This window comes from Edaphobacter sp. 12200R-103, assembly GCF_010093025.1.
GTDB lineage: Bacteria > Acidobacteriota > Terriglobia > Terriglobales > Acidobacteriaceae > Edaphobacter.
Genome location: NZ_CP048114.1, coordinates 3,261,819 through 3,287,399, shown reverse-complemented (window position 1 = coordinate 3,287,399; position 25,581 = coordinate 3,261,819). Strand labels below are relative to the sequence as shown.

Below are 25,581 nucleotides of genomic sequence, written 5' to 3'. Positions count from 1 at the left end.
GCCAGGGGTTATGGACTCGTCGCTACGGAAGTGCCCTGGAGCAGGACGGTCTCGATCCGAAGCTCCGCTCCGGGTTGCCATGTGAAGCGAATGAGGTCCGCGCTGGCTCCTGCCTTCAGGCCTGAGGTCCGGCCGAGAATTCGTGCCGGGTTTTCCGTTGCGAGCCGCAGCGCGTCGGCGAGGCTGAGCTGCGTGTTGGCCACGAGAGCCACAGCGTCCTTCAGGGGCGTGACCGAGCCTGCGAGCAGCCGCGTTCCCGGCAGGCAGAGGCGGCCGTCTTCGGTCAGCTCGACCTGCCCGCCTACGGGCGTGCTGTAGAGCCCGGGAGGCATGCCGGCCAGTGCGACCGCGTCCGACGTGATGATGACGCGGTCGAGCCCCTTGGACCGCAGCATCACCTTGAGGGTGTCGGCGGGCAGGTGGTGGCCGTCTGCGATCAGCATGGCGGTCAGACGGTCTTCTGCCATTTGTGCCCAGAGCAGGTTGGGGTGGCGCGGCAGCATGGCGGCGACGCCGTTGCCCAGATGCGTCGAGAGCGTGGCGCCCGCATCGACGGCGGCGTGAATCTGCCCGGCCGAGGCGTCCGTGTGGCCGATGGAGACCAGGACGCCGCGCTCACGCAACGCATGGATGTAAGCCGTCGCGTCCGGCCAGTGCGGAGAGACAGTCACCAGCGTAACGAGGTTTGCGCAGGCGCGCTGCCAGCGCTCGAATTCGTTGATGGAGGGTGGACGGATGTGCTCGCAGGGGTGAGCGCCGCGAGGTCCGTCCTGCGAGGAGAGATGAGGGCCTTCGACGTGGACGCCGGGGATCATGTGCTGGAGCCATGGCACGCGCTGTCGCGCAGCAGCGATGGCTTGCAGGCAGGCGACGATCTTCTCCTCCGGCGCCGTGATGATGGTGGGGAGAAACGCGGTGACGCCGGTGGCGAGCACTGCGCGGGCGAGATCGATGACGGTATCCGGTGTAAGCGAGTCGGCGTTGAGATCGAAGCCGCGATAACCGTTCACCTGCAGGTCGATGAGGCCGGGCGCAAGCCAGAGGTTCTCCTCTGCGGGTACTTCGTTTACAGCTACGATGACGCCGTCGCGCAGGACGGCTTCAATGCCGCGCCCTGTCTGCGGATCGCGACCGCGGATGCTGTTCATCCGGCGCTCAGTTCGCTGGCTGAGTCGCGGTCGAGGTAGAGCGACCAGTTTGCGTGCGTTCGCAGTGCGGTGGCGGGGACCTGCCCGCTGATGGGATCGCGCAGGGTGCGGCGGACCGCGGTCTTTTTGAGCGCGCCGGGGACGCAGCAGAAGATGCGGCTGCTGTTGAGCAGGCGCGGAATCGTTAGCGTGAGGGCGTGGGTCGGCACGTCTTCGATGCGTTCGAAGCAGCGATCATCAACCTGCTGCTGACGGCAGGCGCGATCGAGCTCGACTACCTTTACATCTGCCGGGTCATTGAGGTCGGCGGGCGGATCGTTGAAGGCGAGATGGCCGTTGGCGCCGATTCCGCAACAGACGATATCGATGGGCGCAGCGGCGAGCTTTGCGGCGTAGGCGGCTGCGGAGGCTTCAGGATCGTCGCCGGGATCGAGCAGCTCGACCGCGGCGAACGGCAGGTGGTCGAAGATCGCGCGGCGCAGCCACAGGCCGAAGCGCTGCGGAGCGCCGGGAGACAGGCCAAGGTACTCATCCATGTGGAAGGCGGTGACGCGCGTCCAGTCGATCCCGGGAGCTTCGATGAGCGCTGCGAGCATCTCCGACTGGCTGGGAGCCGCGGCGAAGATCATGCGGACGCTCTCCTGCTTCTGCAGTCGATGGCGCAGTTCGCTGGCGATCTCCTCGGCTGCTCTGCTTCCCATCTCTGCGCGGGAGGCGGCGATCAACGGTAGGGGCAGTGGTCTTTCGGTCAGGCTGATTCTCATGGCTCTCTACGATTATGTGGTCTGGTGAATGGTGTTGGAAGCGTTGGGATCGTTGATGAGAGCGAGCAGTTGATCTGCCGCGGTTTTGTTCGCAGGCCAGATGAGCCCCACTGCGATAAACGTTGCCAGCGAGCAGAGCACAGGGCCTGCGACAGTGATGGTGGTCGTTAGATCGCCGGGCAGATGCGCGATCTGTTCGGGATAGATGAACTTGATGAGTGCGAAGGCAACGGCTCCGGCGAACCACGACGCGATAGCGGCATTTGCGCCCGAGCGCCGGAAGACCGGCAGCATCCCGAAGAGGATGGGGATGGCAAGCGGTCCCAGCAGAGCGCCGTACCATAGCAGCACCAGCCCGATGACTCCGCCGAAGTGGTCGGCCGTGAGCGCAATGACCATGCTGAAGGAGAGAAAGAGCAGGGTACAGATTCTCCCCGAGAGGAGCTGGACGCGATCGCTCGGGCGCTGACGGTCTTTGCGCAATGCGGGCAGAATGTCGCGGATGACGACCGAGGAGATGGCGTTGGCGTCCGACGAGGTCATTGCCATGGTGTGGGCGAACATGCCCGCCAGTACCAGCCCGATGAGTCCCGGAGGAAGAAGCTTCTGTACGAGCATCGCGTAGGACTCGGTCGGGTCGGCGAGGTGCGGCAGCAGCAGCGGCGCAGCCCACATGGGGAAGAAGAGCACCAGCGGCCAGACGAGATAGAGTGCGGAGGAGAGCAGAGCCGCATTGCGTGCGGCCTTCGGATCAGGTGCGGCGATGAAGCGCTGTGCGAGGTTCCAGGTTCCGCCGTTGTACGAGAGCGCATTGACCAGCAGATAGACGACTGCGAAGGCCAGCGTGTACTGGCCCACGAACGGATGCGAGTGACTGGCGGGAAGCCGGTCCCACACCGTCCAGAGGGCGGAGATGCCGCCGAGTTGGAGAAGCACAGCGACGAGCATGACGATTCCGGCGACGACCTGGATGACGAACTGGCTCATGTCGGTGAGGGCATCGGCCCAGAGACCGCCGACGACCGAGTAGACGAGCGTAACGGAGCCGGTCAGGAGAACTCCCCAGAGCGGAGGAACGTTGGCGAAGGCCTCGAGCAGGATGGCCGCGGAGGTCCACTTTGCGCCGACGTCGAAGACCTTCAGCAGGGCGCCGCTCCATGCGATCATCTGCTGGGCGGGCAGGTTGTAGCGCATCTGCAGGTATTCGAGCGGAGAGATGATGCCGAGCCGCTGGCGCAGCCGCACCCAGCGGACCGGAAAGATGTTTGCCCCCAGGGCCAGCGCCATGCTGATGGAGAAGGCCCACCAGACGTAGATGCTGAATCCCTCCGTGTAGGCGATGGCGGCGTAGGCCACAAAGACAGCGGAACTGTATCCGGACATGTGGTGCGAGATGCCCGACAGCCACCACGGCATGGCGCCGCCCGCCGTGAAAAAGTCGTTGGCCGTCTTTACCTTCGTGCGCGCCCAGAAGCCCATTCCGAGCATCATCACGAAGTAAAGCGACAGCACCACCCAGTCCGCGATTGTCATCGGGTTCCATCATAAAGACTCTCCCGGTGCGGATGTCCGGCACGGCACGCCGCAGTGTCTTTGGGATAGCATGTTGGCCGTTCTTCTTTATCGGCGACAGTCGTCGCACAGAGTGGGGTTCATGAAGATCGAGTTCACGCGCAGACAATTCCTGGCTGCAGGCGCGGCTGCAGCAACGTTGCCACATCTGCCTGCAGCCTTTGGGCAGACACCGGCTCTCACACCCGATGAAACCTGGGCACGCAGGACAAAGCGCTGGGCGCAGCTCACGCTTGCAGAGAACGACGCCGCAAACTTCGATCTGGACTTCTGGCTCGACTACCTCCGCAGGACAAACTCCGACGGCCTTTGCTTCTCCGCAGGCGGCTGCGTGGCGTATTACCCGACAGAGGTTCCCTTCCATCACCGCAGCGCCTGGCTCGGCAAGCGCGACATCGTCGGCGAGGTGGTAGAAGCCTGCCACAAGCGGAACATCGCTGTATTGCTGCGCACCGATCCGCACGCTACCTACGATGACGCCGCCGCGGCGCATCCGGAATGGATCGCCTGCACCGCGGATGGAAAGCCGCGCCGCCACTGGGCCTCGCCGGAGATGTGGGTCACCTGCGCGCTGGGTCCCTACAACTTCGACTTCATGACCGCGGTGCATCGCGAGATCATGCAGCGCTACAAGCCCGAAGGCATCTTCCTCAATCGCTGGGCCGGCTCGGGCGATTGTTACTGCGCCGAGTGCCGCAAAAATTTCAAGAAGGCCACGGGCTTCGAGCTGCCGGCAGGCGGCGATCCCCAGGACCCGGTTCAGCGCGCCTTTATCCGCTGGCGTCAACAAAGGTTCTACGACTGCATCGACCGCTGGAACGAGACGATTCGCGCCGTACGCCCGGATTCGTCGATGATTCCGAACAATGCCAGCGGCGCCCTGATTGCGCAGGATGCTCTTGAGCTGAGCAAACGCGCTCCGATGCTGGTCGCCGATCGCCAGGCGCGTCATGGCACCATCGCTCCCTGGGTCGTCGGCAAGACCGCGAAGGAATATCGCGCAACGTTGGGGAGCAAACCGAACGTCAGTCTCTTCGGGGTGGGCCTCGAAGAACCCTATCGTTGGAAAGACAGCGTGCAGGATGGTCCTGAGATCCGCATCTGGGTCCTGGAAGAGATCGCCCACGGTGCAAGGCCGTGGTGGAGCAAGTTCGCCACGACGCTTCACGATCGCCGCTGGCTTCCGGTGGTGGAAGACGTCTACAGCTGGGCGGCTGCGAACGAGCGCTATCTGAACTATGACAAACCCATCGCGCGCGTCGGCATCGTCTATTCGCAGACCACGGCCTGGTTCTACGGCGGCAAAGAGGCTCAGGCGAAGGTGGAGGACTTTGCGCTCGGCTGGTGCGGCATGCTCACGGAGTCCCGCATTCCCTACGAGATGGTCCATGAAGGGGCGCTGACTCCGGAGAACCTCAACCGCTTCCGCATCCTGATCCTGCCGAACATCGCCTGCCTGAGCGATGCGCAGGCACAGCAGCTGCGTGCCTTTGTTCAGGCGGGTGGAAGCATCGTCGCGACGTATGAGACGGGGCTCTACCGCGAGGATGGATCGCCGCGCAAGGACTTCGCGCTGGCCGATCTCTTCGGCGCACGTTTTACCGGCAAGCGCGAGCCGCGTATGCAGAACAGTTATCTGCGGCTCGAGATGAAGCGTGCACCGCACTCTCCCATCCTCGCCGGTTTCTCCGATACGGAACGCATCATCAATGGCGTCTCCCGGGTTGTCGTAGAGCCGTCGGCGCATGACTTTGCAGAGACTCCCATCACGCTGATCCCCACCTACCCCGATCTCCCGATGGAGAAGGTCTATCCGCGCACCGGCGATACCCACGAATCACAGCTCTACCTGCGTCAGCTTCCGGCAGGGGGTCGTGTTGCCTACTTCCCTTTCGACATAGACCGTACCTTCAACGAGGTCCTGACGCGCGACCATCTGCGGCTGATGCGCAATACGGTGGAATGGTCCCTGCAGGAGCACGCTCCGATCGAGTCGGACGGCCATGGGCTGGTGGATATGGTGGCGTGGCACAACACGGATGCGGTCGTCGTTCACATGGTGAACCTCACCAATCCCATGACGATGAAAGGCCCTTACCGCGACTTCTTCGCCATCGGACCCCAGACCATCACGCTGCGCCTTCCGGAGCTGAAGGGAGCAAAGACAGCGAAGCTGCTGGTCGCAAAACAAACGATTCCCGTAACCCAGGATGGAGAGACCGCAAGGATCGAGGTGCCCGGCATCCTGGATCACGAAGTAGTCGCCATCGATCTGTAACCTGATCTGTATCTTTCTTCCGGAGGTGTCATCCGGAGCGGAGCGCCCAGCGCGGAGTCGAAGGATCTGCGGTATGGGATGGTGGCGAAGGCCAGAAACCGCAGATCCTTCGACTGCGCTTCTCGCGATAAGGTCACGAGAAGCTTCGCTCAGGATGACACCAAGGGAATGCAAGGAACGTGTTCCGAATTGAGCTTCGTATCGGAAGGGACCGCCATCATGCTTCCGTCAGAATGTAATCGGATTCGTCTTTGAAACAGAGAAAGAACGTATCCTCCCGACCGAAGGCCAAAGGGCCGCAGTGGAGAAGCCTGCCCTGAGCGAAGTCGAATGGGATCCCCGCATTCACTCTCTCCGCCGAGGCAAACATCCAAACCCACCTGAAGAGGTGTCATTCTGAGCGAAGCGCAGCGAAGTCGAAGAATCTGCGGTTTGCCAGTCCAGCCACCTATCCCTCAGCCAACGGCTCACCATCTCTACCAGCGTCCCAATTCCTCCACTCCGCTCCGCTAGGCCTGGAATGGCGACCCTTTCGCGCAGGCAAACCGGGAGGCGGAGTAGGTCGATCCCTTCTAGAAGAGCGGCTTTCTTGGCCTGGTGGCAATAAGCGGGGCGTTGAGCAGGTCGACCATGGGGGCAGCGGCTTCAAACCGCTTGAGGATTTCGCGGAGCAGGGCGGGGCTGGTTGCGGTCTCGGGTGGAAGGTGCGCAGCGACTCCCCACTGGCGGCAGAGAAGGAGATCCATCGCGGGAGAATCGGGAGAGAAACCCTTGGGCGGTCGCGTGAGCTTCTGACCGTCGAACTCGGAGAGCAGCGAAGTGAGCTTCTTCGAGGCCAGGATGCGACGCAACTCCTGATGATGAACTTCGAGGTGGCGGCGGATGGCGAGCAGCTGTTCGCGCTCGGGCATGTAGACGCCGGCGGCGATGACGAACTCGTCGGGGCCCATGTGGAAGTAGAAGCCTCCGCCGGAGGTCTTCTCGAGGCCGGAGCGTGCCCACCATGCCCCCTGGTTGCGCTTGTAGGGACGCTTGTCGGGAGAGAAGCGGATGTCGCGGTAGATGCGCATCGCGACCTTCTGGGGAGGCCGGATGTAGTCGGGCGCGAAGCGCAGCATGGCCTCGTTGATCGCGTTGATGAGGGCAAAGGTGGGCGCTTTGACCTGCTGCTCGTAGGTGGCTTTGCGGGCGTTGAACCACTCGCGGTCATTGTTGCGTTTGAGGGAGCGCATGAAGCGAAGAGCTTCGGGAGCATAGTGCGGGGCAGACGGGGCCATGGAAATATCGTACCGGGCCGGGGGAGGGCCTGCGGGAAGAGTGCTCCGTCCTGAAGAGGTGTCCTCAAAGATGGTGTCGCTATAGGCGATGTCTTATAAGAGGTGTCCTGAAAGGTGTCCTATCTAAGAGGTGTCATTCCGAGCGGAGCGCTTAAGCGCGCAGTCGAGGAACCCCCGCATTTTGCGATGCCGGCTGGGATGGTTTGCCCTACTGGGGGCACCGTGGCTGGACAGGCAAAATGCGGAGGTCCTATTCGACTTCGCTCAGGGCAGGCTTCTCCACTACGGCCCTTCGGGCCTCCGGTCGAGATGACGCTTCTTCTGAAAAAGCATTCAGCGTGTTGATCGGGAGATAAAAAGAGAGAACCGGCATCTCTATCATGGATGGAATGAGACTCCCTGCCGCGCTCCTGCTCTCTGCCGTCCTTCCTCTCACCGCCCACGCCGCACAGGCTACCGCTTCGCCCGACGACCTGATCTTCCAGACGAATCAGGGCTGGTCGCCGCGCGTCCATATCGAAGCCCAGATGGTGATGGTCTACGGGATCGACGCTTCCATGCCGCAGCGCATCGCAAGCTGGCGCGACCACGGTTATCGCGTCGCCGTGATGACCGGTGTCGCCTGGGGCCCGTATGGCGACTATCTTCGCGGCGACTTCGACGGCAGGGAGCACTGGAACGAGACTCAGCAGGAGAAGTCCGGCAAGCTGATCCTGCACAGCGGCCGCGAGGTTCCATATATCTCGCCCAGCGAGCCCTATGGCCGCTATCTGAGTCAGGGCGTCAGGCGCGCTCTCGATGCAGGAGCGGAGGCCATCTATCTTGAAGAGCCCGAGTTCTGGGCGCGCGCAGGCTGGTCCGATGCGTTCAAGAAGGAGTGGCAGAGCTACTATCACGAGCCCTGGCAGGCCCCGGACAGCTCGCCCGACGCCCAGTACCGCGCCTCCAAGCTGAAGTACTTTCTCTATCGCCGCGCACTCGCGCAGGTCTTCGACTCCGTAAAGCAGTGGGGACAGCAGCACGGGAAATCCATTCCCTGCTACGTCGCCACGCACTCGCTCATCAACTACGCGCAGTGGCAGATCGTCTCGCCCGAATCGTCCCTGCTGCAGGTAGGCGCCGACGGATACATCGCGCAGGTGTGGACCGGTACCGCACGTGAGCCCAACATCTATCAGGGAGTCCGGAAGGAACGCACCTTTGAGACGGCTTTTCTGGAGTACGGCGCTCTGCAGAACATCGCCCGCTCCTCCGGCAAGCGCATCTGGTACCTCAACGATCCCATCGAGGACAACCCCAACCATTCCTGGACCGACTACAAGCGCAACTGGGAGTCCACGCTGGTCGCCTCGCTCCTGCAGCCCCACGTCTCCAGCTACGAGATCCTGCCCTGGCCCGATCGTATCTTCGGTCCCAAGGGCCTGCGCCCCTCTACCGAACCCACGGCAGCCAATCCGAAACCGGAGCGCGTCGCCATCTCGCCCGCATACGAGACGGAGTTGCAGACCGTCTTCCACGCCCTCGGCCAGATGAACCAGCCCGACACGCACTGGAAGTCTGCCGGAACCGAGGGATTGGGCGTGCTGGTCAGCGACACCATGATGTTTCAGCGCGCACAGCCGCAACCGTCCGACCCCGCGCTCGGCAGCTTCTACGGCCTCGCGCTTCCTCTGCTGATGCGCGGGATGCCCGTCGAGCCGGTGCAGATCGAGAGCACCTACGAGGGCAAGGATCCAGCCGCCTTCCTTAGGAACTACAGGCTTCTGCTGCTCACCTATGAGGGCCAGAAGCCGCCCTCGCCGCGCTTTCACCAGGCCATCGCCACATGGGTCAAGGCCGGAGGCGCGCTCGTCGTCGTCGATGACGACAAGGACCCCTACAACCGTGCGCACGACTGGTGGAACTCCGGACAGTATCACCTCGCGGCGCCGCGCGAAGATCTCTTCCGGCAGCTTGGCCTCTTGCCCGCTGCGCAGGGCCTGCATCATGTCGGCCGCGGCGTGGTTCTCTACGCGGCAAAGTCTCCCGCCGCTCTCACCCATGACGAGACCGGCGCGGACACGGTTCGCCAGCTCACCCATCAGGCTGCGGACGCCATTCACCTTCCGTGGCACGAAACCGGATCGCTCGTGCTGGAGCGCGGCCCGTTCGTCATTGCCGCCGGACTCGACGCGTCCGGCAGCACGCCCCACCCCTTGTACGGCACGTTCGTGAACCTCTTCGATCCGCATCTCGCCATCGTCGAGAACCCCGCAATCAAACCCGGCGACCGCGCCCTGCTGCTCAACCCGAAGTTCTTTCCGCAGGACAAGCCCCGCATTCTGGCTGCAAGTGCAAAGATCACGAACCTTTCCGCCAGCGCCAACCAGATCGCCTTCTCAACTGCGTCGATCGAAGGCCGCACCGCCAAAGATCTCACCGCCCTTCGGCTACTGCTCCCGAAGTCCCCATCCAAAGTCACAGTCGACGGTCAGCCCCTTCCGCAGGATGCTCTGCGCTACGCCGATGGCATGCTGCTCGTCGAGTTTCCCGCGCACGCCGCTGCGCAGAAGGTGGTCGTGACCTTCTGATCTTTCTCTGCCGCGCCTTAACAGATTCCCCTGAGGTGTATCGACATACACCTGGAGTCCGATCAAGGTCGCCCGAAAATGCACGATGGCAGTCGATTCGGAGTACCCACTGCGGGGGCTTCTCCAGGAAGGTGTCATCCTGAGCGAAGCTTCACGCGGCCTTATCGCGGGAAGCGCAGTCGAAGGATCTGCGGTCTGTTTGCGGCCCACTACGGATCCCGCACCGCAGATCCTTCGACTCCGCGCTGACGCGCTCCGCTCAGGATGACACCCACTAAAACGGGTCTATACGTCCTGAGGCAATTACAATCAGCCCAGCATGATCGCTCACCTGCGCGGACGTCTTCTCTCGAAATCTCCCAGCCAGGCCATCGTCGACTGCAATGGCGTGGGCTATGACGTTGCCATCTCCGTCTCGACCTTCTCGGAGCTTCCCGCGGAGGGCGCCGAGGCGAAGCTGTTCATCCACACGCATGTGCGGGAGGACCAGATCGCGCTCTTCGGTTTCGCCGATACGAAGGAGAAGTATCTCTTCGAACGCCTGCTGACGATCAGCGGAATCGGGCCGAAGCTGGCCATTACGGTGCTCAGCGGAATCTCATCGGACCGCCTGATCGGCGCGATCCGCGGAGGCGATCACGCTACCCTGACCAAAATTCCCGGCATCGGCAAAAAGACGGCGGAGCGCGTCGTGCTGGAGCTGAAGGACAAGCTCGACGACCTGGCGGTTCCCATGACGGCCTCTACCGGACCGCATCACGGCCCGGTGGGAGACGATGTGCTCTCAGCGCTGGTCAACCTGGGATATCCGCGTCCGGTCGCCCAGAAGGCCATCGAAACGGCCATCGAGAAGACCCCGGGTGTGGCCGAGGAGTTCGAGACGCTCTTCCGCGCTGCCATGGCGGCGATCCGCTAAAGGAAGCTCTGATTCGTCCATATTTGTTAAGGGCACGGCTTCAGCCGTGCCGCAAGTGATTTGCTTGCAATGCGGCTTTAGCCGCTGAGGGAATGTTCCGGGGCCTAATCAGACCTTCCTTAACCTCGACGGGGTGGCCATGTCCGGGTTCGCAGCCTTTGCGCCGCAGGCATGTATAGAGGGGGCGTATATATAGAGGGAGGAGTCTGGCATGGCCGAGCGGATCAAAGTCACGGTTGGGGTCGCAGGCGGAATCGCCGCCTACAAGGCCGTCGAGGTGGTGCGGCGCCTGCAGGACGCCGGCTTTGATCCTCACGTGGCGATGACGGCTGCTGCCGAGAGGTTTGTCCAGCCGCTCACCTTTGCTGCCATCACCGGGCACAAGGTCGTCTCCAGCCTGTGGAACGAGGACGCCGGGGCCTCCGGGGGCGAGATGTCGGGCATCGAGCACATCAACGAGGCCCAGACGACCGCCGCGCTGATTGTCGTCCCGGCGACGGCGGACATCCTGGCGAAGTTTGCCCACGGCATCGCCGACGATTTTCTGACCACGATGTACCTCGCCACCACCGCGCCGACGATTGTGGCTCCCGCGATGAATGTGGAGATGTGGCAGCACCCGGCGACGCAGGCCAATCTTGAGATTCTGCGAAAACGGGGCGTAACCATCGTCCAGCCGGATAGCGGTTATCTCGCCTGCGGCATGGTCGGCGGTGGAAGACTGGCGGAAGAGAGCGCCATCGTCGCCGCGGTCGCAGAGGTCCTGGCACGGGAGAGACCGGAAAAATCCGCCGATTGGAAGGGCGAGACGGTCCTGATCACCGCCGGCGGGACACGCGAGCCGATTGATCCGGTGCGGTTTATCGGAAACCGCTCGAGCGGAAAGATGGGCTATGCGCTTGCGGCCGAGGCGCGCTGTCGTGGCGCGCGCGTCATCCTGATCAGCGCCCCGACGGCGCTGCCGCCGCCGCAGGACTGCGAGATCATTCCCGTAACGACCTCCGAAGAGATGCGCCAGGCCGTGCTTGGCCATCTTGCCGAGGCGACGATGGTCGTCATGGCCGCGGCGGTGAGCGACTACCGGGTGGCAGAGGCCGCGCCGCAGAAGCTGAAGCGCAGTGGGCCTCGCGTTCTTGAGCTGCAGCCGACGGCCGACATTCTTGAAGAGATTGTGCGGCAGCGGCGGCAGGCGACAACGGTGATCGGGTTTGCGGCGGAGACGGAGGATGTGCTGGGCAATGGCCGCGCCAAGCTGACCCGCAAGGGCGTGGATGGACTGGTGGTCAACGACGTCTCGGGAACGGATACGGGCTTTGACTCCGACCGCAACGCCGGATGGTTTCTGACTCCGGAGAGCACGACGGAGCTTCCTCTCAGCTCGAAGGCCGAGATGGCGGGTCGCATCCTGAACTACGCAGAGGCTCTGCGCGCCGGTCGCAGACAGGCTGCTGCGAGTTTGCGCTGAGCTTAACCTGCGGAGAGGTCTTCGCCCGGTAGAAGGTCGGCAACCGGAATGTCCTTGAAGAAGCGCGGTTCCCCATAGCGGGAGGCGAGGTCCACTGTCAGGGCGCCGTTGTTGACGGTCTGCACGACAAGCTGGCCTTCGACGTCTTCCAGGTGAACAATCTGACCGGGCTCGGGAACGAGCATGGGGCTTCTCCTCGCATACGTCTTCCGCTGCTCCAAGAGATGCCATGGCGGGCAAGAGGGATGTGCGAGCGCCTCAGAAGGCGGCATCGGATGAAAATCGCACTCCGGACGCCCACCTTCAGGACGGTGCTTCGCGACCTAGAAGGCGCTGACACCCTCTTCGGTGACGAGCTGGTCGACCCGGATGTCCATGGTCTCGCCCAGCTGTCGGAAGTCCTTGCGCCACTCCTCGGTCCAGTAGTTGCGATCGGTGCGGCGCAGCAGGTCGTTCCAGATGTTCTGGGCCTGCCAGAAGTTGACCTCGAAGGGAAGGTGGCGAAAGGTCTCGGCCATGGTGAGGGCTTCGCTCAGCGCTCGCGAGGCGGCCTCTTTGCCATCGGCAGCGCTCTCAAGCTGTACCATGGCGCGTTTCATGCGTTGCCCGGCGATATAGCCAAGCTCATGCGTGTTGAGGGTGATGTGTTCGACGCTGGCGCGTTGCGCAAGCGAGAGGATTTGGTCGGCCTCGAACTTGTCGGCCTCAATAGCGCGGCGCAGCATACCGCCGATGGCGTAGTTGGCAACGACCTCGAGCGCAGGCGGCGGTGCCATGCCGCACTCGGTAAGGAAGTCCAGCAGCGAGGTGTGGTCCTGGTAGATCTTGCTGAGGGAGTTTTCCATCTCAGCCACGGTCTGGGTGAGGATCGACTCAAGGATGCGGTGCTGCTCGTCGGCGAAGAGCGAGAGCAGGGAGTAGTTCATGCCGCCGAAGAGATGATCGATGAGGCGGATGACCTCGGGCAGGTTGGCGCGGCGCATGGCTTCGGCAATCTGCCTGGAGAAGCTCTCGAAGGCTTCGACCTGCCGGGGGTCCGAGGAGTTATAGCGCTTGACCGCGGCGGAGAGGTTCTGGTCGCCGAGATGAAGGACGGCGAAGCAGATCTCCTCGGTCTCCTCGGTGATGCGGGAGTCGATCCATGCGGCGCCCAGGGCGACGCGTCCGCGGCCGGAGCTGAAGACCTCATGGCGCTGGCGGCGGACGTTGTAGCAGAAGATCTCGCCCTGTTCCGGATAGGAGCGGAAGATGGAGCTGATGGCGTAGTGCGCGCCAACCTGCTCAAGCCCGATCTTCATACCGGTAACGTATCGGCGGTAGACCTCGGCGCCGTTGCCGATCTCGGGGACGTTGCTGGGCGCGCTGGCCAGGGTCTCGAGAAAACGTTGCTCGAGCGCGACGCCGGGGTCGCCGAAGAGGCATGCCGCGAGCTGCAGAACGCGGGCGGCGTAGGCGATCACCTGTACGGTCTCGATTCCGGAGATCTCATCGAAGAACCAGCCGCAGCTGGTGTACATCAGCTGCGTGTGGCGTTCCAGCTCCATCAGCTCGAGTGCGCGGGTGCGTTCTTCCTGCGACAGCTCATGGGTGGCAAACTCGGCAAAGAAGGCATCGGTGTTCGAGCGCGAACGGTTGAGGATGACGCGAACATAGGCGTCGCGCGCGGCCCAGAGATCCTTGAACAAGGATGCGCCCATCTTTTCGGCCATGGGGCAGGTAGCGTCGCGTAACTGGTCGAGAGCCTCACGCAGAGGAGCGCGCCACAGCTGGCTCCAGTTGGGACGGCCTCCGCTGTTGCACCCGCAGTTCGATCGCCAGCGCTCCACGCCGTGAGCGCAGCTCCAGGAGGTATCGTCGACGACCTCCGCCTCCCATTGGGGGGCGTACCGGGCAAGATAGTCGGCGTAGTTGATCAGCGGCGTGTGCTCTTCGCCGTTGAGCCAGTGAATGGCGTAGGAGAGCGCCATCTCGCCGTGCCTGTGGTGATGACCGTAGCTCTCGCCGTCGGTGGCGACGTGCGACAGCAGGGCGACTTCATCCGGGCTGACGAGAGTTTCGTCTCCGAAGCCGGTCAGCATCCTGCGGGCGAAGTCGACGCCGCTGTTCAGAAGCCCTTCAAAGGCGATGGCGCGGGAGTTGGGCCCGTTGTAGAAGAAGACGTCGATGAAGCGGCCTTCGTTGAGCCGAACGCGATAGGCGTGGCGCGTGTCGACGGAGGCGTCCGGCGTTTCGGTCCACGGCTGCTCCTGTTCGGCTTCGGCGTGGTCACTGGCCTCCTGATGCGCAAGGCTGCGCACACGCGCACACTGGTGCGGCGCGAGGATAGTGAACTTGATGCCCTCCTGCGCCATCAGGTCGAGCACCTGATGGCTGACGGCGGTTTCGGCCAGCCACATGCCTTCCGGCTTGCGTCCAAAGCGAAACTCGAAGTCGTAGATGCCCCAGCGGATCTGGGTGCGGGCGTCGCGCTCATTCGCGAGCGGCATGATGATGTGGTTGTAGACCTGCGCGATGGCCGAGCCGTGGCCCTTGTTGCGCTCCGCACTGGTGCGATCGGCATCGAGAATCATGCGATAGGTGCGCGGAGCAAAGTCGTTGAGCCAGCTCAACAGGGTAGGCCCGAAGTTGAAGCTGATCCACGAGTAGTTGTTCATGATGCGGACGATCTTGTTCTCCGTATCGGTGATGCGCGAGGCGCCGTTGGGGGCGTAGCACTCGGCAGTGATGCGGTCGTTCCAGTCATGGTAGGGCGCGGCGGAGTCCTGGATCTCCACGGTCTCGAGCCACGGGTTTTCACGCGGCGGCTGGTAGAAGTGGCCGTGGATACAGACGAAGCGCTGGTGCTCGGAAGAAACGGGGGCGCCAGGCGCGGATGCGTTCGTGTTCGACTCTGTCATGTCCTCACTTAGAGGCTATTGCAGGCGCGGGGGTTGGTGAGGAAGAAGGGATGAATTGCCGAAGATTTTTAACAGGGTGACACTCGGATGCCGATCGTATTTTGGGAACGCTTGTGGAGAAGGAGCGGACGGAAGTGCCGAGGCGAGCGAACCGCAGATCCTTCGACTGCGCGTCTCGCGATACGGCCGCGAGATGCTCCGCTCAGGATGACACCCCATCCTGATTCGAAGACCCCCCCATCAGCTTGACGAAAAATCCGCCACTAACGAAAACGCGTACAAAGATTTGTCGTCGTGAACGGATCCAACGCAGGCTGATCGAAAAGTGTCATCCTGAAGCGGATCCTTCGACTACGCGCTGACGCGCTTCGCTCAGGATGACACCTCTTGTGGAGAGCCTGCTATGTCTGCTCCGCCCGGCGATGGCACTTCTTTTTAGGGCTCGACTGCGCTACGGGCTATCTCGATAGAAGAGTAGTCTTACGCATAGTTATTTTTGGAAACGATCTCGGGAGAGATGATGGATCGGCGAAAGTTTATTTCCCTTGTGTCCACAGGGGTTGCTGCAGGTGCTTCGGCGCCTTCGTTCGCGTTTTCGAAGGGTGAGAGCGCGGTAGCCGGCGCATTGAAGCCGGGGATGGGCCGGCGTCCGAATGTGATCTTCATGATCTGCGACGACCTGGGCTACGGAGATCCTGGCTGCTACGGCTCGCAGCTGCCGACGCCGAATCTCGATCGCATGGCTGCACATGGGCTGCGCTTTACGCACTTCAATGCGGGACATCCCATCTGCTCGGCCTCGCGCGCGGCGGTGATGACGGGGCGATATGGTCTGCGCAGCAATACGACAGGAGCGTTTTCTCCCAATGCTCCGACGGAAGGAACTTCGCTTGAGGAGACGTTTCTCTCCGAGCTGTTTCACGGCGCGGGATACAAGACCAAGGCGATCGGCAAATGGCACCTGGGACAGGCGCCGCAGTTTCTGCCGACCAGCCGTGGCTTCGATTCGTTTTATGGAGTTCCTTACAGTGACGACATGAATCCGCTGCCGCTGTTTCGCGACACGGCCATTCTCGAAAAGAACACGGACCGCGATCTGCTGACGCCGCGTTACACCGAAGAGGCGGTGAAGTTCATCGACGAGCAGAGCGCCGGCAATCCCTTCTTTCTGTACATGGCGTTCTCGTATCCGCACGATCCGGCGCGTGCTTCGGAGCGCTTCCGTGGCAAGACAGGGTTCGGCGACTTCGGCGATGCGGTTGCCGAGATCGACTGGAGCGTAGGCGAGGTGGTGCGCGCCATCGAACGCAAGGGGCTGACCGGAGACACGCTGATCTGCTTCACCAGCGATCACGGCCCCTGGTACCTGGGGAGTCCCGGGTTGCTGCGCGGGCGCAAGGCATCGACGTTCGAAGGCGGCTTCCGGGTGCCGTTCCTGGCGATGTGGCCGGGAACGATCGCCGCGAACAAGGTGGTCGATACGTGGTGCTCCAACCTGGACGTGCTGCCTACGATGGTTTCGCTGTGCGGCCTGAAATCGCCGGAGAAGCCGCTGGATGGCGGCGACTTCTCAAAGGTGCTGCTGGGCGGCGCGGGTCCGGTGAAGCGCAAACCGCTGCTCTACTTCAGCGCCATGGGAGGCCACGGACTGGATGTGCACTGCATCCGCAGGGACGAGTGGAAGCTGCGGGTCGCACAGGGCATCAAGGGCGAGATCTACATCAACGACAGGACCACCGGGGCGCGGGGCAGCGCGTGGTTGCAGCATCCGGAGCTGTATAACCTGGCGCGCGATCCGGCGGAGAGCTATGACGTGGCGAAGTTTCATCCCGACCTCGTCAAGGAACTGATGGACGACCTTGAATCGCAGATCCCTTCGTTTCCTCCGAACGTGGTCGAGGCTTATGCCAGCCTGAAACAGGACAAGGGCGACATTACGACTCCGCCGGGAGCTTCGCCACGGCCGAATGGACTGCCGGTTCCGGACTGGGCGTGGGAGCCGGACAATCTGCGTCCTCCGTCCTACAGGCCGTGAGGTCGCTTCTTTTATCTGGAGCGTGGTCGGTGCATCCTCTTCTGCTCGTCATTCTGACCCGAAGCATCGCTGCGCTCGGCATGACGATGCTATTGAGCGCAACGCCGCTTTCCCTGCTCAGGCTCCCAGGGTCTGGGCCTGCTTTCCGCTGGCAAGGTCGCAGGCCCGCCACATGTACCAGCTTGCGATGGAGCGCCAGGGGGCCCACTTGCGGGCGCGTCGGCGCATGGTCTCCGCGTCGGGAAGGTCTGATGGCTCGACCTTTTTGTTCGGGCTGAGCCCCTGGAAGGTGAGGGCGAAGCCCTTGCGCACGCCGTAGTCGGAGACGGGAAGGACGTCAGCGCGGCCCAGGCGAAAGATCAGCAGCATCTCGACCGTCCAGCGGCCGATGCCGCGCACCTGCGTCAGGTGTTCGATGATGTCTTCGTCGGACATGCGGCGGATGCGCGCCAGCGTAGGGACGGTACCGTCGAGTGTCTTCGCGGCGAGGTCGCGGAGGGCGAGCATCTTGTTCTTCGAAAGGCCGGCTGCGCGAAGCTGCTCGTTGGGGCAGTCGAGCAGGTGCTGGGCCGAGGGATGCGCGCCGACGCCGCAGATCTCGTGAAAGCTTTCGAGCATGCGCTGATGGATGGTGGCCGCGGCCTTGCCGTGCAGCTGCTGGTAGATGATGGATTCGACCAGAGCCTCGAACGGCGACTGTGCGCTGGAGAGCCGAAGAGTGAAGGGGCCGGCGCGTTCGATCAGGCGGCCGAGCTTCGGGTCGGCGGCTGAGAGCTGGGCGATGGCAGCGGCGGAGTCGTACCGGGGCGCGCGTGGACGGCGAATGGGTCGAGCCATGAAGAAGACCGTATCAGGGTGAAGGGGCCAGGGACCAGGGGTAGGGGCAGGGCGACCGGGGCGGGAGTAGATGGCCGGGTGAGGTTTTTCTGTTTCACTCCAGCCACCACGTCCAACCACCGTGGTGTGTCCTGATCCAGCGCGATGTGTCATTTCGACCGGAGCGGGACGGTTTTATCGTCCTGCGGAGTGGAGAAACCCCCGCATTTTGCGATGCCTGGTGCGGTGGTGTCTGTCTGCCGGGGGCATTTGTGGCTGGGCTGAAGAAAAGCGGGGGTTCCTCGACTTCGCGGCTGCGCCGCTTCGCTCGGAATGACACTTCTTATGAGCACTGAGCACTGAGCACTGAGCACTGAGCACTGACTACTGAGAACTGACTACTGAGCACTGAGAACTGACCACTGTTTTCCGGCCGGAGAGAGGTCGCCGGCAATGGATCGTGATCCGATATATCAATGCGGGAAACAACGGTCGATGAATTGTAATTCGGACTGAAAAGGTACGGATTTACAAGAGCGATACCTTTGGGGCAGGGTAGATATTGTGGTAGTAAGCCCCCTCAACTCATGAGTGCACGAGATGTTGTGCACCCGCATGAAAGCTGGCGTTTTGGTGAGTTTCGATAATCGCCTTCCCGCCGAAATTTCGTTTTCGAGTATCGGCCATGATGGTTGGGGATGGCTTTTTCCACTGCTATACTCAGAATTTCTGAGAGAAGAAAGTTTCTGACTGAGGCTCGCAAGAGCGGAGGTCGCAAGCCGATGCATGGACTGGTCGGCGCAGGCAGCCAAGAAATCAAACCCCTTGAACCCCTTCTTGGCCTGAGGACAGGCGAAGTGGAGAGGAAGCAGGAAAGCACTCATGGCGCAAGTTTTTGACCGCAGTTCGAACGCGCTGGCTCGTATGAGCCTGGCCCTCACGGGGCTGATTGTCATCGCGCTCGGCGTTGCCCTGAACGAGTTGCAGCGATCCCCGTGGGTCACCCGGCAGGGTCAGCGACCCGATCAGCCGATCCCGTTCAGCCATAAGCATCACGTGGAGGGCCTGGGACTGCAGTGCCAGTACTGCCATACGCAGGTGGAGAAGGCGGCCTACGCCGGAATTCCTCCCACGAAGACCTGTATCAACTGCCACTCGCAGATCTGGACCAACGCCGACTATCTCGAGCCGGTGCGCGAGAGCTGGGCGACGGGAGCTTCGATCCAGTGGATCCGGGTCCACGACCTTCCGGACTACGTTTACTTCAATCACGACATTCACGTGAACAAGGGCATCGGCTGCGCCAGTTGTCATGGCCGTGTGGATGAGATGCCTTTGATGTACCAGGAGAACACGCTGCAGATGGAGTGGTGCCTGAACTGCCACCGCAATCCAGCCGTGAACCTGCGACCGACCTCGGAGATCTACAACATGGCGTGGGCCGGGCCTTCGAGCTCGAAGCCGGTCTGGTGCGCTTCGACCGGCCAGGGGGGACCGACCGCCGGAGCGGTGACCTGCACCACCGACGACCCGACCAAGGCTTCGCCGGAGCTGGCGATGATGCAGAACCCAACCGCGGTTCCTTCTGAAAGGAACTCCTCTGCGGGATACGGACAGAGCGGAACCCAGATGCAGCCGCACGCGGCTACGGGCGAGGGACAGACGGTAAGCGACGTTCCTTCGGGAATCGTGATGCCGGCCAGCTATCAGAAGTTCACCCGGCAGGATGATCTGGGCAAATACCTGATGGCGCAGTACCACATCCGCTCGGCCAATGAGCTTTCCAGCTGCGAGACGTGCCACCGATGAAGACGACAGGGATTGGAACAGAAGAGACTATGGCTGATACCAGGTCACAGACCGACAACGGAGCACAGGTAGTTACCAGCATCGCTCCGGCAGCGCCTGCGGCGGCAGAGAAGATGACGCTCTCCGAGGTCCGGGCGAAACTTGATGGCAAGACGGGACGGCGTTTCTGGAAGAACCTCGACGAGCTGGCCGAGACGCCTTCGTTTCAGCAGCTGATGCAGGAGGAGTTTCCCCGTCAGGCAGGAGCCGGCGAGTGGGTCGATCCGGTCTCGCGTCGCGGCTTCCTGAAGGTGATGGGCGCATCGTTCGCCCTGGCTGGACTGGCCGGCTGCACCAAGCAGCCCGATGAGCCGATCTACCCCTACGTCAAGCAGCCCGAGGACCTGGTTCTGGGCAAGCCGATGTACTTTGCGACGGCGCACCCGTTCCCCACCGGAGCGATTCCGGTCCTGATCAAGTCCGATGCTTTCCGTCCGATCAAGGTGGACGGCAATCCTGAGCACCCGATGTCGAAGGGCCGCTCGGACGCGATGACGCAGGGCACCCTGCTTGACCTCTACGATCCCGACCGCTCGCAGCATGTTCGTCTGCGTGGCCAGACCTCGAGCTGGGGCGACTTCCAGGTCGAGCTGCAGAAGGCGGCGAATGTAAGCGCCGGCGGACAGGGGATCTACTTCCTGAGCCGGACGATCACTTCACCGACGCTGGCAGGTCAGTGGAAAGATCTGCAGGCCAAGTATCCGCAGGCCAAGCTGGTGCAGTGGGAGCCGGTGAATCAGGACTCCTCGCGCGCGGCTTCGAAGGCAGCCTTCGGCAGCTACGCCGATGCCCAGTACAAGCTGGAGAACGCGGACGTCATCCTCTCGCTCGATGCAGACTTCCTTGGCGGCATCGCGCACCCCGGCTTCCTTCCCCTGGCGGCGGCTTATGCCGAGCGGCATCGATGGGAAGAGGGCAAGACGACCAACCGTCTGTACGTCGTTGAGTCGATGCCGACGGTTACGGGCTTCAAGGCCGAGCACCGGCTGGCGCTCAAGCCCAGCCAGATCGCGCAGTTTGCGGACGCGCTGGTCTACGGAACGGCACCGCAGGCGCTGAACGCCGATCAGCAGAAGTTCTTTACTGCCCTTCTGAACGATCTGAAGAAGAACAACGGCAGGGCCGTGGTGATCCCGGGCGAACAGGCTCCGGCGTCGGTCCACGCCGCCTGCTACGCGATCAACACCCTGATCGGGGCAGTGGGCAAGACGGTGGTCTACACCGAGACGGTCAACCCGATGCCGACCGAGCAGCTGGCCGACCTGAAGTCGCTGGTGGCTGACATGAACGCCGGCAAGGTCAAGTGGCTGATCATGCTCGGGGCCAACCCGATCTACTCGGCTCCGGCGGATCTCGATTTCCCCAGCGCCCTGGCGAAGGTCCAGACGACAGTTCATCTGGGGTCGCATGTGGATGAGACCGGCGCGATCTCGACCTGGCACATCAATGAAGCGCACTACCTCGAGAGCTGGTCGGATGCGCGCGCCTACGACGGTACGCTGACGATCATCCAGCCGATGATCGACCCGATGTACGGTGGCAAAAGCGCACATGACGTTCTGCAGACTCTGCTTGCCAATCCGCAGGCCTCGGCCTACGACGCGGTGCAGGCAAATGCGAAGAACTACATCAAGGGAGACTTCGCCACCGGCTGGCGCAGGGCCCTGCACGACGGCTGGGTGGCGGACACTGCCTTCACGCCGAAGGCGGGAGTTCCGGCGCGGGTGACGGCGTTCCCGGCTTCGACGGCTTCGACCTCCGGGTACGAGATCGCGTTCCGTCCCGACCCCTCGCTTTACGACGGCCGCTATGCCAACGTGGGCTGGCTGCAGGAGCTTCCCAAGCAGGTAACCAACCTGAGCTGGGACAACGCCGCGCTGGTCAGCATGAAGACGATGGCCGATCTCAAGGCGGAGGAGACCGACCTCATTGAGCTGGAGCTTGCTGGCCGCAAAGTCACGGCTCCCATCCTGATGGTCCCCGGTCATCCCGACGAGCTGATCACGGTTCATCTGGGTTTTGGCCGCGGGGTGGAGGCTGGACGCGCAGGTTCGGGCGTCGGCTTCAATGCCTACAAGCTCCGCACAACGACGGCCCTGCTCTCGACCTCGGGCGCGACCGCGAAGAAGGTCGACGGCAGCTTCTACGACCTGTGCGTGACCAAGGTCCACAACGTCGAGCATCGCGGATCGTTTGCGCAGCACGACCTTGAGCGGCCGGTGTACGACACGCAGGGTACCTACTCCCTGGCCGGACATGAGGCGATGGAGCGGTCCATCATCCGCTACGCCACGGTCGAGGAGGCGGAGAAGAATCCCAAGTTCGCCGAGGAAGGCGCCAGCGGGACGCTTGTTAATAAGGTTGGATACGGCCCGCAGGGAGAAGATCCGAAACACGGCGATGTCGGCTGGAAGTCCAAGAAGGAACTCGACATCAGCATGTTCCCGGGGGACTGGAAGTACGACCGCATTGATCCGTCCTCGCACAAGATCCAGAACGCCTGGGGCATGTCGATCGATCTGAACAGCTGCGTCGGCTGCAACGCCTGCATCGTCAGCTGCTATGCCGAGAACAATATCCCGGTCGTAGGCCGCGAGCAGGTGAAGGTCGGCCGCAATATGCAGTGGCTGCGTATCGATACCTACTTCGAGGGCGATCTGCATGCGCCCAGGGCACACTTCCAGCCGATGCTCTGCCAGCACTGCGAGAACGCGGGCTGCGAGCAGGTCTGCCCGGTCGGCGCCACGGTTCACACTCCGGAAGGCCTCAACACGATGGTCTACAACCGCTGCGTGGGAACCCGCTACTGCTCGAACAACTGTCCGTACAAGGTCCGCCGCTTCAACTTCCTGCTGTACTCGGATTACGAGACGGAGAGCCTGAAGTTCATGCGCAACCCGGACGTCTCGGTCCGTTCGCGCGGCGTGATGGAGAAGTGCAGCTACTGCGTGCAGCGCATCATGTCGGCCAAGATCACGGCCGATAAGGAGAACCGCGCGATCCGCGATGGCGAGATCGTGACGGCGTGCCAGCAGGCCTGCCCGACCGACGCCATCGTCTTCGGCAATATCAACGACAAGACCAGCAAGGTCTATCAGCGCAAGGCCACTGAACGCGACTACGCGGTTCTCGGCGACCTGAACTACCGTCCACGCACAACCTATACGGCTGGCGTCATCAACCCGAACCCGGAGCTGGCATAAATGGCGACGAAACAACCCATTAACGACCCGATGATCGATCCGCGGACCGGCGAGTACGCGGTCATCGCCCCGGGCCATACGTTCAAGTCGGTGACCCAGAAGATCGCCGGCGTGGTGCTGACGTCGAACACTCCGCTGGGGTGGTTCTTCGGCCTGGTGGTGGCGGGCGGTATCGCTACCCTGGTCGTGATCTCCGTCACCTGGCTGTTCCTGAAGGGTGTCGGCATCTGGGGCGTCACCATGCCCGGCGCCTGGGGCTTCGCGATCATCAACTTCGTCTGGTGGATCGGTATCGGTCACGCCGGAACCCTGATCTCGGCGATTCTGCTGCTCTTCAAGCAGACCTGGCGTAACTCGATCAACCGGTTCGCCGAGGCAATGACGATCTTCGCCGTGGTCTGCGCCGGCATGTTCCCGCTGATCCACGTCGGGCGTCCGTGGCTGGGATACTGGCTCTTCCCGTATCCGAACACGATGAACGTCTGGCCGCAGTGGCGTTCGCCGCTGGCCTGGGACGTCTTCGCGGTCTCGACCTACGCTACGATCTCGGTGGTCTTCTGGTACATCGGTATGATCCCGGACTTCGGCACGCTGCGCGACCGCGCGACGCTGCCGCTGGCCCGCTACTTCTACGGCATCCTCTCGCTCGGCTGGCGCGGTTCGACCCGCCACTGGATCCGGTACGAGACGGCCTCGCTGCTGCTGGCCGGCCTTTCGACCCCCCTGGTGCTCTCGGTGCACACCGTCATCAGCTTCGACTTCGCGGTGGCGGCCCTGGCTGGATGGCACACAACGATCTTCCCGCCCTACTTCGTCGCCGGCGCCGTGTACTCGGGCTTTGCGATGGTGCTCACGCTGGCGATCCCGATCCGCAAGTGGTACCACATGGAAGACCTGGTCACCCTGCGCCACCTCGACAACATGGCGAAGGTCATGCTGGCGACCGGCTCGATCGTGGGTTACGGCTACGGCATGGAGGTCTTCATGAGCTGGTACTCGGCCAGCCACTGGGAGTTCTTCATGATGTGGAACCGCATGTTCGGTCCGATGGGGTGGGCGTACTGGATGCTGATCCTGACCAACATCGCGATTCCGCTGACCACGCTCTGGTCGCGCAAGCTGCGGGTGAACGTCGGGTTCCTGTTCGTTCTCTCGTTCATCGTCAACATCGGTATGTGGTTCGAGCGCTTCGTCATCGTCGTGACCTCGCTCTATCGCGACTACCTTCCTTCGAGCTGGGGAACCTACGTTGCGACCAAGTGGGACTACATGCTCTTCATCGGAACCTGGGGACTGTTCACGGTGCTGTTCCTGCTGTTCGCCCGCTTCGCTCCGATGATCCCGATGTCTGAGATCCGGATGATGCTTCCGCAGACCAAGATTACCCGCCGCGGACCTGATGCCGAGACGGTCATTGAGGAGACGACGTAATGCCGCGCAGAGAAGGAATCTACGGCCTGCTGGCGGAGTTCAACACTCCCGGCGAACTGGTGTATGCGACCGAAGAGGCGCGCCGCGCAGGATACCGCCGCATGGAGTGCTACACGCCCTATCCGGTGGAAGAGGCTGCCGAGGCCCTGCACTTCCATAAGAACCGCGTCCCGCTGGTGTGCCTGCTGGGCGGTCTGATGGGTGTGACCACGGCGTTCCTGATGGAGACCTGGATCGCGGTCTGGGCCTATCCGCTGAACATCGCGGGCCGCCCGCTGTTCTCCTGGCCGGCGTTCATCATTCCGGCCTACGAGTGGACGATTCTGTTCTCCGGTCTCTCGGCCGGATTCGGAATGCTGGCGCTCAACGGCCTGCCCCAGCTTTATCACCCGCTGTTCAATGCACCGAACTTCCGGAACGGGGCGACGACCGACAAGTTCTTCCTGTGCCTGGAGGCGAACGATCCGCAGTTTTCGCCGGCTGAGACCCGGGCCTTTCTCGAGAAGTTTCACGCGGTCTCCGTGGTGGAGGTGGATCACTAATGCAGACCGCAGGAAACAGGAAACAGGAAACAGGGAGTAGAGTGCAGAAGCTCACGCGATTTACGGCGGCGTTCGGCTCGATGGCGGTCATGATGGTTCTGGCCGGCTGCCGCCAGGACATGCACGATCAGCCGAAGTTCTTTCCGCAGCGCGGCACCACGCTCTATACGGACGGCCGGTCGGTGCGTCCGCAGGTGGAAAACACGGTAGCCCGTGAACAGCTGCGCCAGGACACCTACTTCTACACCGGCCTGGTCGATGGCAAGGAAGGCGACGGACTTCCCTTCCCGGTCACCACGGAGGTCCTCAAGCGCGGGCAGGAGCGCTATAACATCTACTGCACCCCGTGCCACTCGCGAGTCGGAAACGGCGAAGGCATGATCGTGCAGCGCGGCTACGCCAAGGCGGGCGACTTCCACATTGCCCGGCTGGAGAATGCTCCCCTCGGCCACTTCTTTCACGTGATGACCTATGGGTACGGCGCGATGCCGGAGTACGCCGCACAGGTGACGCCGGAGGATCGCTGGGCGATCGCGGCTTATATCCGCGCCCTGCAGCTGAGCCAGCACGCGACGCAGGCAGACGTTCCGGCCGGAGCGCATGTCGAACCTCTTACCGAAGTCGCAGAGCATGAGGGATTGTCGGCGGCGTTCATCCAGGAGTGGCATGTTCCCGCGACTGCGGTGACAGGAACTCCGGACAATGAACCCCTTGCGTTGCCTGCGCCGGGCAGCGACTCTACCAAGCCGGCCACAAATCCCGCGGCGAAGCAGCCTGCGGCAAACCCTGGAGCAGCACCCAAGAAATAACCTCGGAAGC

At 62.6% G+C, this 25,581-nt stretch carries 17 protein-coding genes; 10 read left to right on the top strand and 7 right to left on the bottom strand.

Translation table 11 applies throughout. From position 1 onward, the window contains the following. Window positions 1–8 precede the first annotated feature (8 nt). The 3 genes from GWR55_RS13680 to GWR55_RS13670 are packed head-to-tail and all read right to left on the bottom strand — an operon-like array spanning window position 9 to window position 3,445. Entirely contained in the window at window positions 9–1,148 is a 1,140-nt protein-coding gene (locus GWR55_RS13680) for an N-acetylglucosamine-6-phosphate deacetylase (protein WP_162402753.1), read from the bottom strand. Then, window positions 1,145–1,912, bottom strand: a complete 768-nt coding sequence (locus GWR55_RS13675) for a glucosamine-6-phosphate deaminase (RefSeq protein ID WP_162402752.1) — start codon at window positions 1,910–1,912, stop codon at window positions 1,145–1,147. The genes GWR55_RS13680 and GWR55_RS13675 overlap by 4 nt, the downstream gene beginning before the upstream one ends. Window positions 1,913–1,924: 12 nt before the next feature. Continuing rightward, on the bottom strand, window positions 1,925–3,445 hold the full coding sequence (locus GWR55_RS13670; protein ID WP_162402751.1) for a sodium:solute symporter family protein: 1,521 nt from the start codon (window positions 3,443–3,445) through the stop codon (window positions 1,925–1,927). Between the two features lie 121 nt (window positions 3,446–3,566). Here GWR55_RS13670 and GWR55_RS13665 point away from each other — a divergent pair, with 121 nt between their 5' ends. After that, on the top strand, window positions 3,567–5,762 hold the full coding sequence (locus GWR55_RS13665) for an alpha-amylase family protein (RefSeq protein ID WP_162402750.1): 2,196 nt from the start codon (window positions 3,567–3,569) through the stop codon (window positions 5,760–5,762). A gap of 572 nt (window positions 5,763–6,334) precedes the next feature. Here GWR55_RS13665 and GWR55_RS13660 read toward each other — a convergent pair. Beyond that, a complete protein-coding gene (locus GWR55_RS13660; RefSeq protein WP_162402749.1) occupies window positions 6,335–7,039 on the bottom strand; it encodes a DUF2461 domain-containing protein in 705 nt (234 codons plus the stop codon). 389 nt (window positions 7,040–7,428) lie between these two features. Between GWR55_RS13660 and GWR55_RS13655 the strand changes: the two genes are divergently transcribed. The 3 genes from GWR55_RS13655 (at window position 7,429) to coaBC (ending at window position 11,990) form a co-directional block, all read left to right on the top strand. Further along, complete coding sequence (locus GWR55_RS13655) at window positions 7,429–9,609, top strand: hypothetical protein (protein WP_238398415.1); 2,181 nt, start codon at window positions 7,429–7,431, stop codon at window positions 9,607–9,609. A 319-nt stretch (window positions 9,610–9,928) separates the two neighbouring features. Beyond that, window positions 9,929–10,525 carry a Holliday junction branch migration protein RuvA gene (gene ruvA / locus GWR55_RS13650; protein WP_162402747.1) on the top strand — a complete coding sequence of 199 codons (597 nt, stop codon included), beginning with the start codon at window positions 9,929–9,931 and terminating at the stop codon, window positions 10,523–10,525. A 211-nt stretch (window positions 10,526–10,736) separates the two neighbouring features. After that, the gene (gene coaBC, locus GWR55_RS13645; protein WP_238398414.1) at window positions 10,737–11,990 is read left to right on the top strand and encodes a bifunctional phosphopantothenoylcysteine decarboxylase/phosphopantothenate--cysteine ligase CoaBC; all 1,254 of its coding nucleotides are present in this window, start codon (window positions 10,737–10,739) and stop codon (window positions 11,988–11,990) included. 2 nt (window positions 11,991–11,992) lie between these two features. On the opposite strand, the gene GWR55_RS13640 is transcribed toward coaBC, so the two are convergent. Together GWR55_RS13640 and GWR55_RS13635 are read right to left on the bottom strand one after the other, a co-directional pair. Next, complete coding sequence (locus GWR55_RS13640) at window positions 11,993–12,175, bottom strand: hypothetical protein (protein WP_162402746.1); 183 nt, start codon at window positions 12,173–12,175, stop codon at window positions 11,993–11,995. Window positions 12,176–12,313: 138 nt separating this feature from the next. Next, the gene (locus tag GWR55_RS13635; protein WP_162402745.1) at window positions 12,314–14,887 is read right to left on the bottom strand and encodes a DUF3536 domain-containing protein; all 2,574 of its coding nucleotides are present in this window, start codon (window positions 14,885–14,887) and stop codon (window positions 12,314–12,316) included. A 547-nt stretch (window positions 14,888–15,434) separates the two neighbouring features. Between GWR55_RS13635 and GWR55_RS13630 the strand changes: the two genes are divergently transcribed. Next, the gene (locus tag GWR55_RS13630) at window positions 15,435–16,922 is read left to right on the top strand and encodes a sulfatase-like hydrolase/transferase (protein ID WP_162402744.1); all 1,488 of its coding nucleotides are present in this window, start codon (window positions 15,435–15,437) and stop codon (window positions 16,920–16,922) included. Between the two features lie 117 nt (window positions 16,923–17,039). Here GWR55_RS13630 and GWR55_RS13625 read toward each other — a convergent pair whose 3' ends face one another. Beyond that, entirely contained in the window at window positions 17,040–17,759 is a 720-nt protein-coding gene (locus GWR55_RS13625; protein ID WP_162402743.1) for a DNA-3-methyladenine glycosylase, read from the bottom strand. A gap of 861 nt (window positions 17,760–18,620) precedes the next feature. Here GWR55_RS13625 and GWR55_RS13620 point away from each other — a divergent pair. The 5 genes from GWR55_RS13620 to GWR55_RS13600 are packed head-to-tail and all read left to right on the top strand — an operon-like array spanning window position 18,621 to window position 25,571. Next, window positions 18,621–19,547 (top strand): cytochrome c3 family protein, encoded by a 927-nt coding sequence (locus tag GWR55_RS13620; RefSeq protein WP_162402742.1) that lies wholly within the window; start codon window positions 18,621–18,623, stop codon window positions 19,545–19,547. 29 nt (window positions 19,548–19,576) lie between these two features. Then, window positions 19,577–22,789 carry a TAT-variant-translocated molybdopterin oxidoreductase gene (locus GWR55_RS13615; protein WP_238398413.1) on the top strand — a complete coding sequence of 1,071 codons (3,213 nt, stop codon included), beginning with the start codon at window positions 19,577–19,579 and terminating at the stop codon, window positions 22,787–22,789. Then, window positions 22,790–24,220: an NrfD/PsrC family molybdoenzyme membrane anchor subunit gene (nrfD, locus tag GWR55_RS13610; RefSeq protein WP_162402740.1), complete on the top strand. Its 1,431-nt coding sequence runs from the start codon at window positions 22,790–22,792 to the stop codon at window positions 24,218–24,220. After that, window positions 24,220–24,762, top strand: coding sequence for a DUF3341 domain-containing protein (locus GWR55_RS13605; RefSeq protein ID WP_162402739.1), 543 nt, complete (start codon window positions 24,220–24,222; stop codon window positions 24,760–24,762). Before nrfD ends, GWR55_RS13605 begins: the two co-directional genes overlap by 1 nt. Window positions 24,763–24,803: 41 nt before the next feature. Further along, the gene (locus tag GWR55_RS13600; protein ID WP_238398412.1) at window positions 24,804–25,571 is read left to right on the top strand and encodes a cytochrome c; all 768 of its coding nucleotides are present in this window, start codon (window positions 24,804–24,806) and stop codon (window positions 25,569–25,571) included. Window positions 25,572–25,581: the final 10 nt, after the last annotated feature.

Bases quoted from the DNA above. Each gene is read 5' to 3' on its own strand.
- GWR55_RS13680 (WP_162402753.1), bottom strand. From the start codon at position 1,148: ATGAACAGCATCCGCGGTCGCGATCCGCAGACAGGGCGCGGCATTGAA.
- GWR55_RS13675 (WP_162402752.1), bottom strand. From the start codon at position 1,912: ATGAGAATCAGCCTGACCGAAAGACCACTGCCCCTACCGTTGATCGCC.
- GWR55_RS13670 (WP_162402751.1), bottom strand. From the start codon at position 3,445: ATGACAATCGCGGACTGGGTGGTGCTGTCGCTTTACTTCGTGATGATG.
- GWR55_RS13665 (WP_162402750.1), top strand. From the start codon at position 3,567: ATGAAGATCGAGTTCACGCGCAGACAATTCCTGGCTGCAGGCGCGGCT.
- GWR55_RS13660 (WP_162402749.1), bottom strand. From the start codon at position 7,039: ATGGCCCCGTCTGCCCCGCACTATGCTCCCGAAGCTCTTCGCTTCATG.
- GWR55_RS13655 (WP_238398415.1), top strand. From the start codon at position 7,429: ATGAGACTCCCTGCCGCGCTCCTGCTCTCTGCCGTCCTTCCTCTCACC.
- ruvA (WP_162402747.1), top strand. From the start codon at position 9,929: ATGATCGCTCACCTGCGCGGACGTCTTCTCTCGAAATCTCCCAGCCAG.
- coaBC (WP_238398414.1), top strand. From the start codon at position 10,737: ATGGCCGAGCGGATCAAAGTCACGGTTGGGGTCGCAGGCGGAATCGCC.
- GWR55_RS13640 (WP_162402746.1), bottom strand. From the start codon at position 12,175: ATGCTCGTTCCCGAGCCCGGTCAGATTGTTCACCTGGAAGACGTCGAA.
- GWR55_RS13635 (WP_162402745.1), bottom strand. From the start codon at position 14,887: ATGACAGAGTCGAACACGAACGCATCCGCGCCTGGCGCCCCCGTTTCT.
- GWR55_RS13625 (WP_162402743.1), bottom strand. From the start codon at position 17,759: ATGGCTCGACCCATTCGCCGTCCACGCGCGCCCCGGTACGACTCCGCC.
- GWR55_RS13620 (WP_162402742.1), top strand. From the start codon at position 18,621: ATGGCGCAAGTTTTTGACCGCAGTTCGAACGCGCTGGCTCGTATGAGC.
- GWR55_RS13615 (WP_238398413.1), top strand. From the start codon at position 19,577: ATGGCTGATACCAGGTCACAGACCGACAACGGAGCACAGGTAGTTACC.
- nrfD (WP_162402740.1), top strand. From the start codon at position 22,790: ATGGCGACGAAACAACCCATTAACGACCCGATGATCGATCCGCGGACC.
- GWR55_RS13605 (WP_162402739.1), top strand. From the start codon at position 24,220: ATGCCGCGCAGAGAAGGAATCTACGGCCTGCTGGCGGAGTTCAACACT.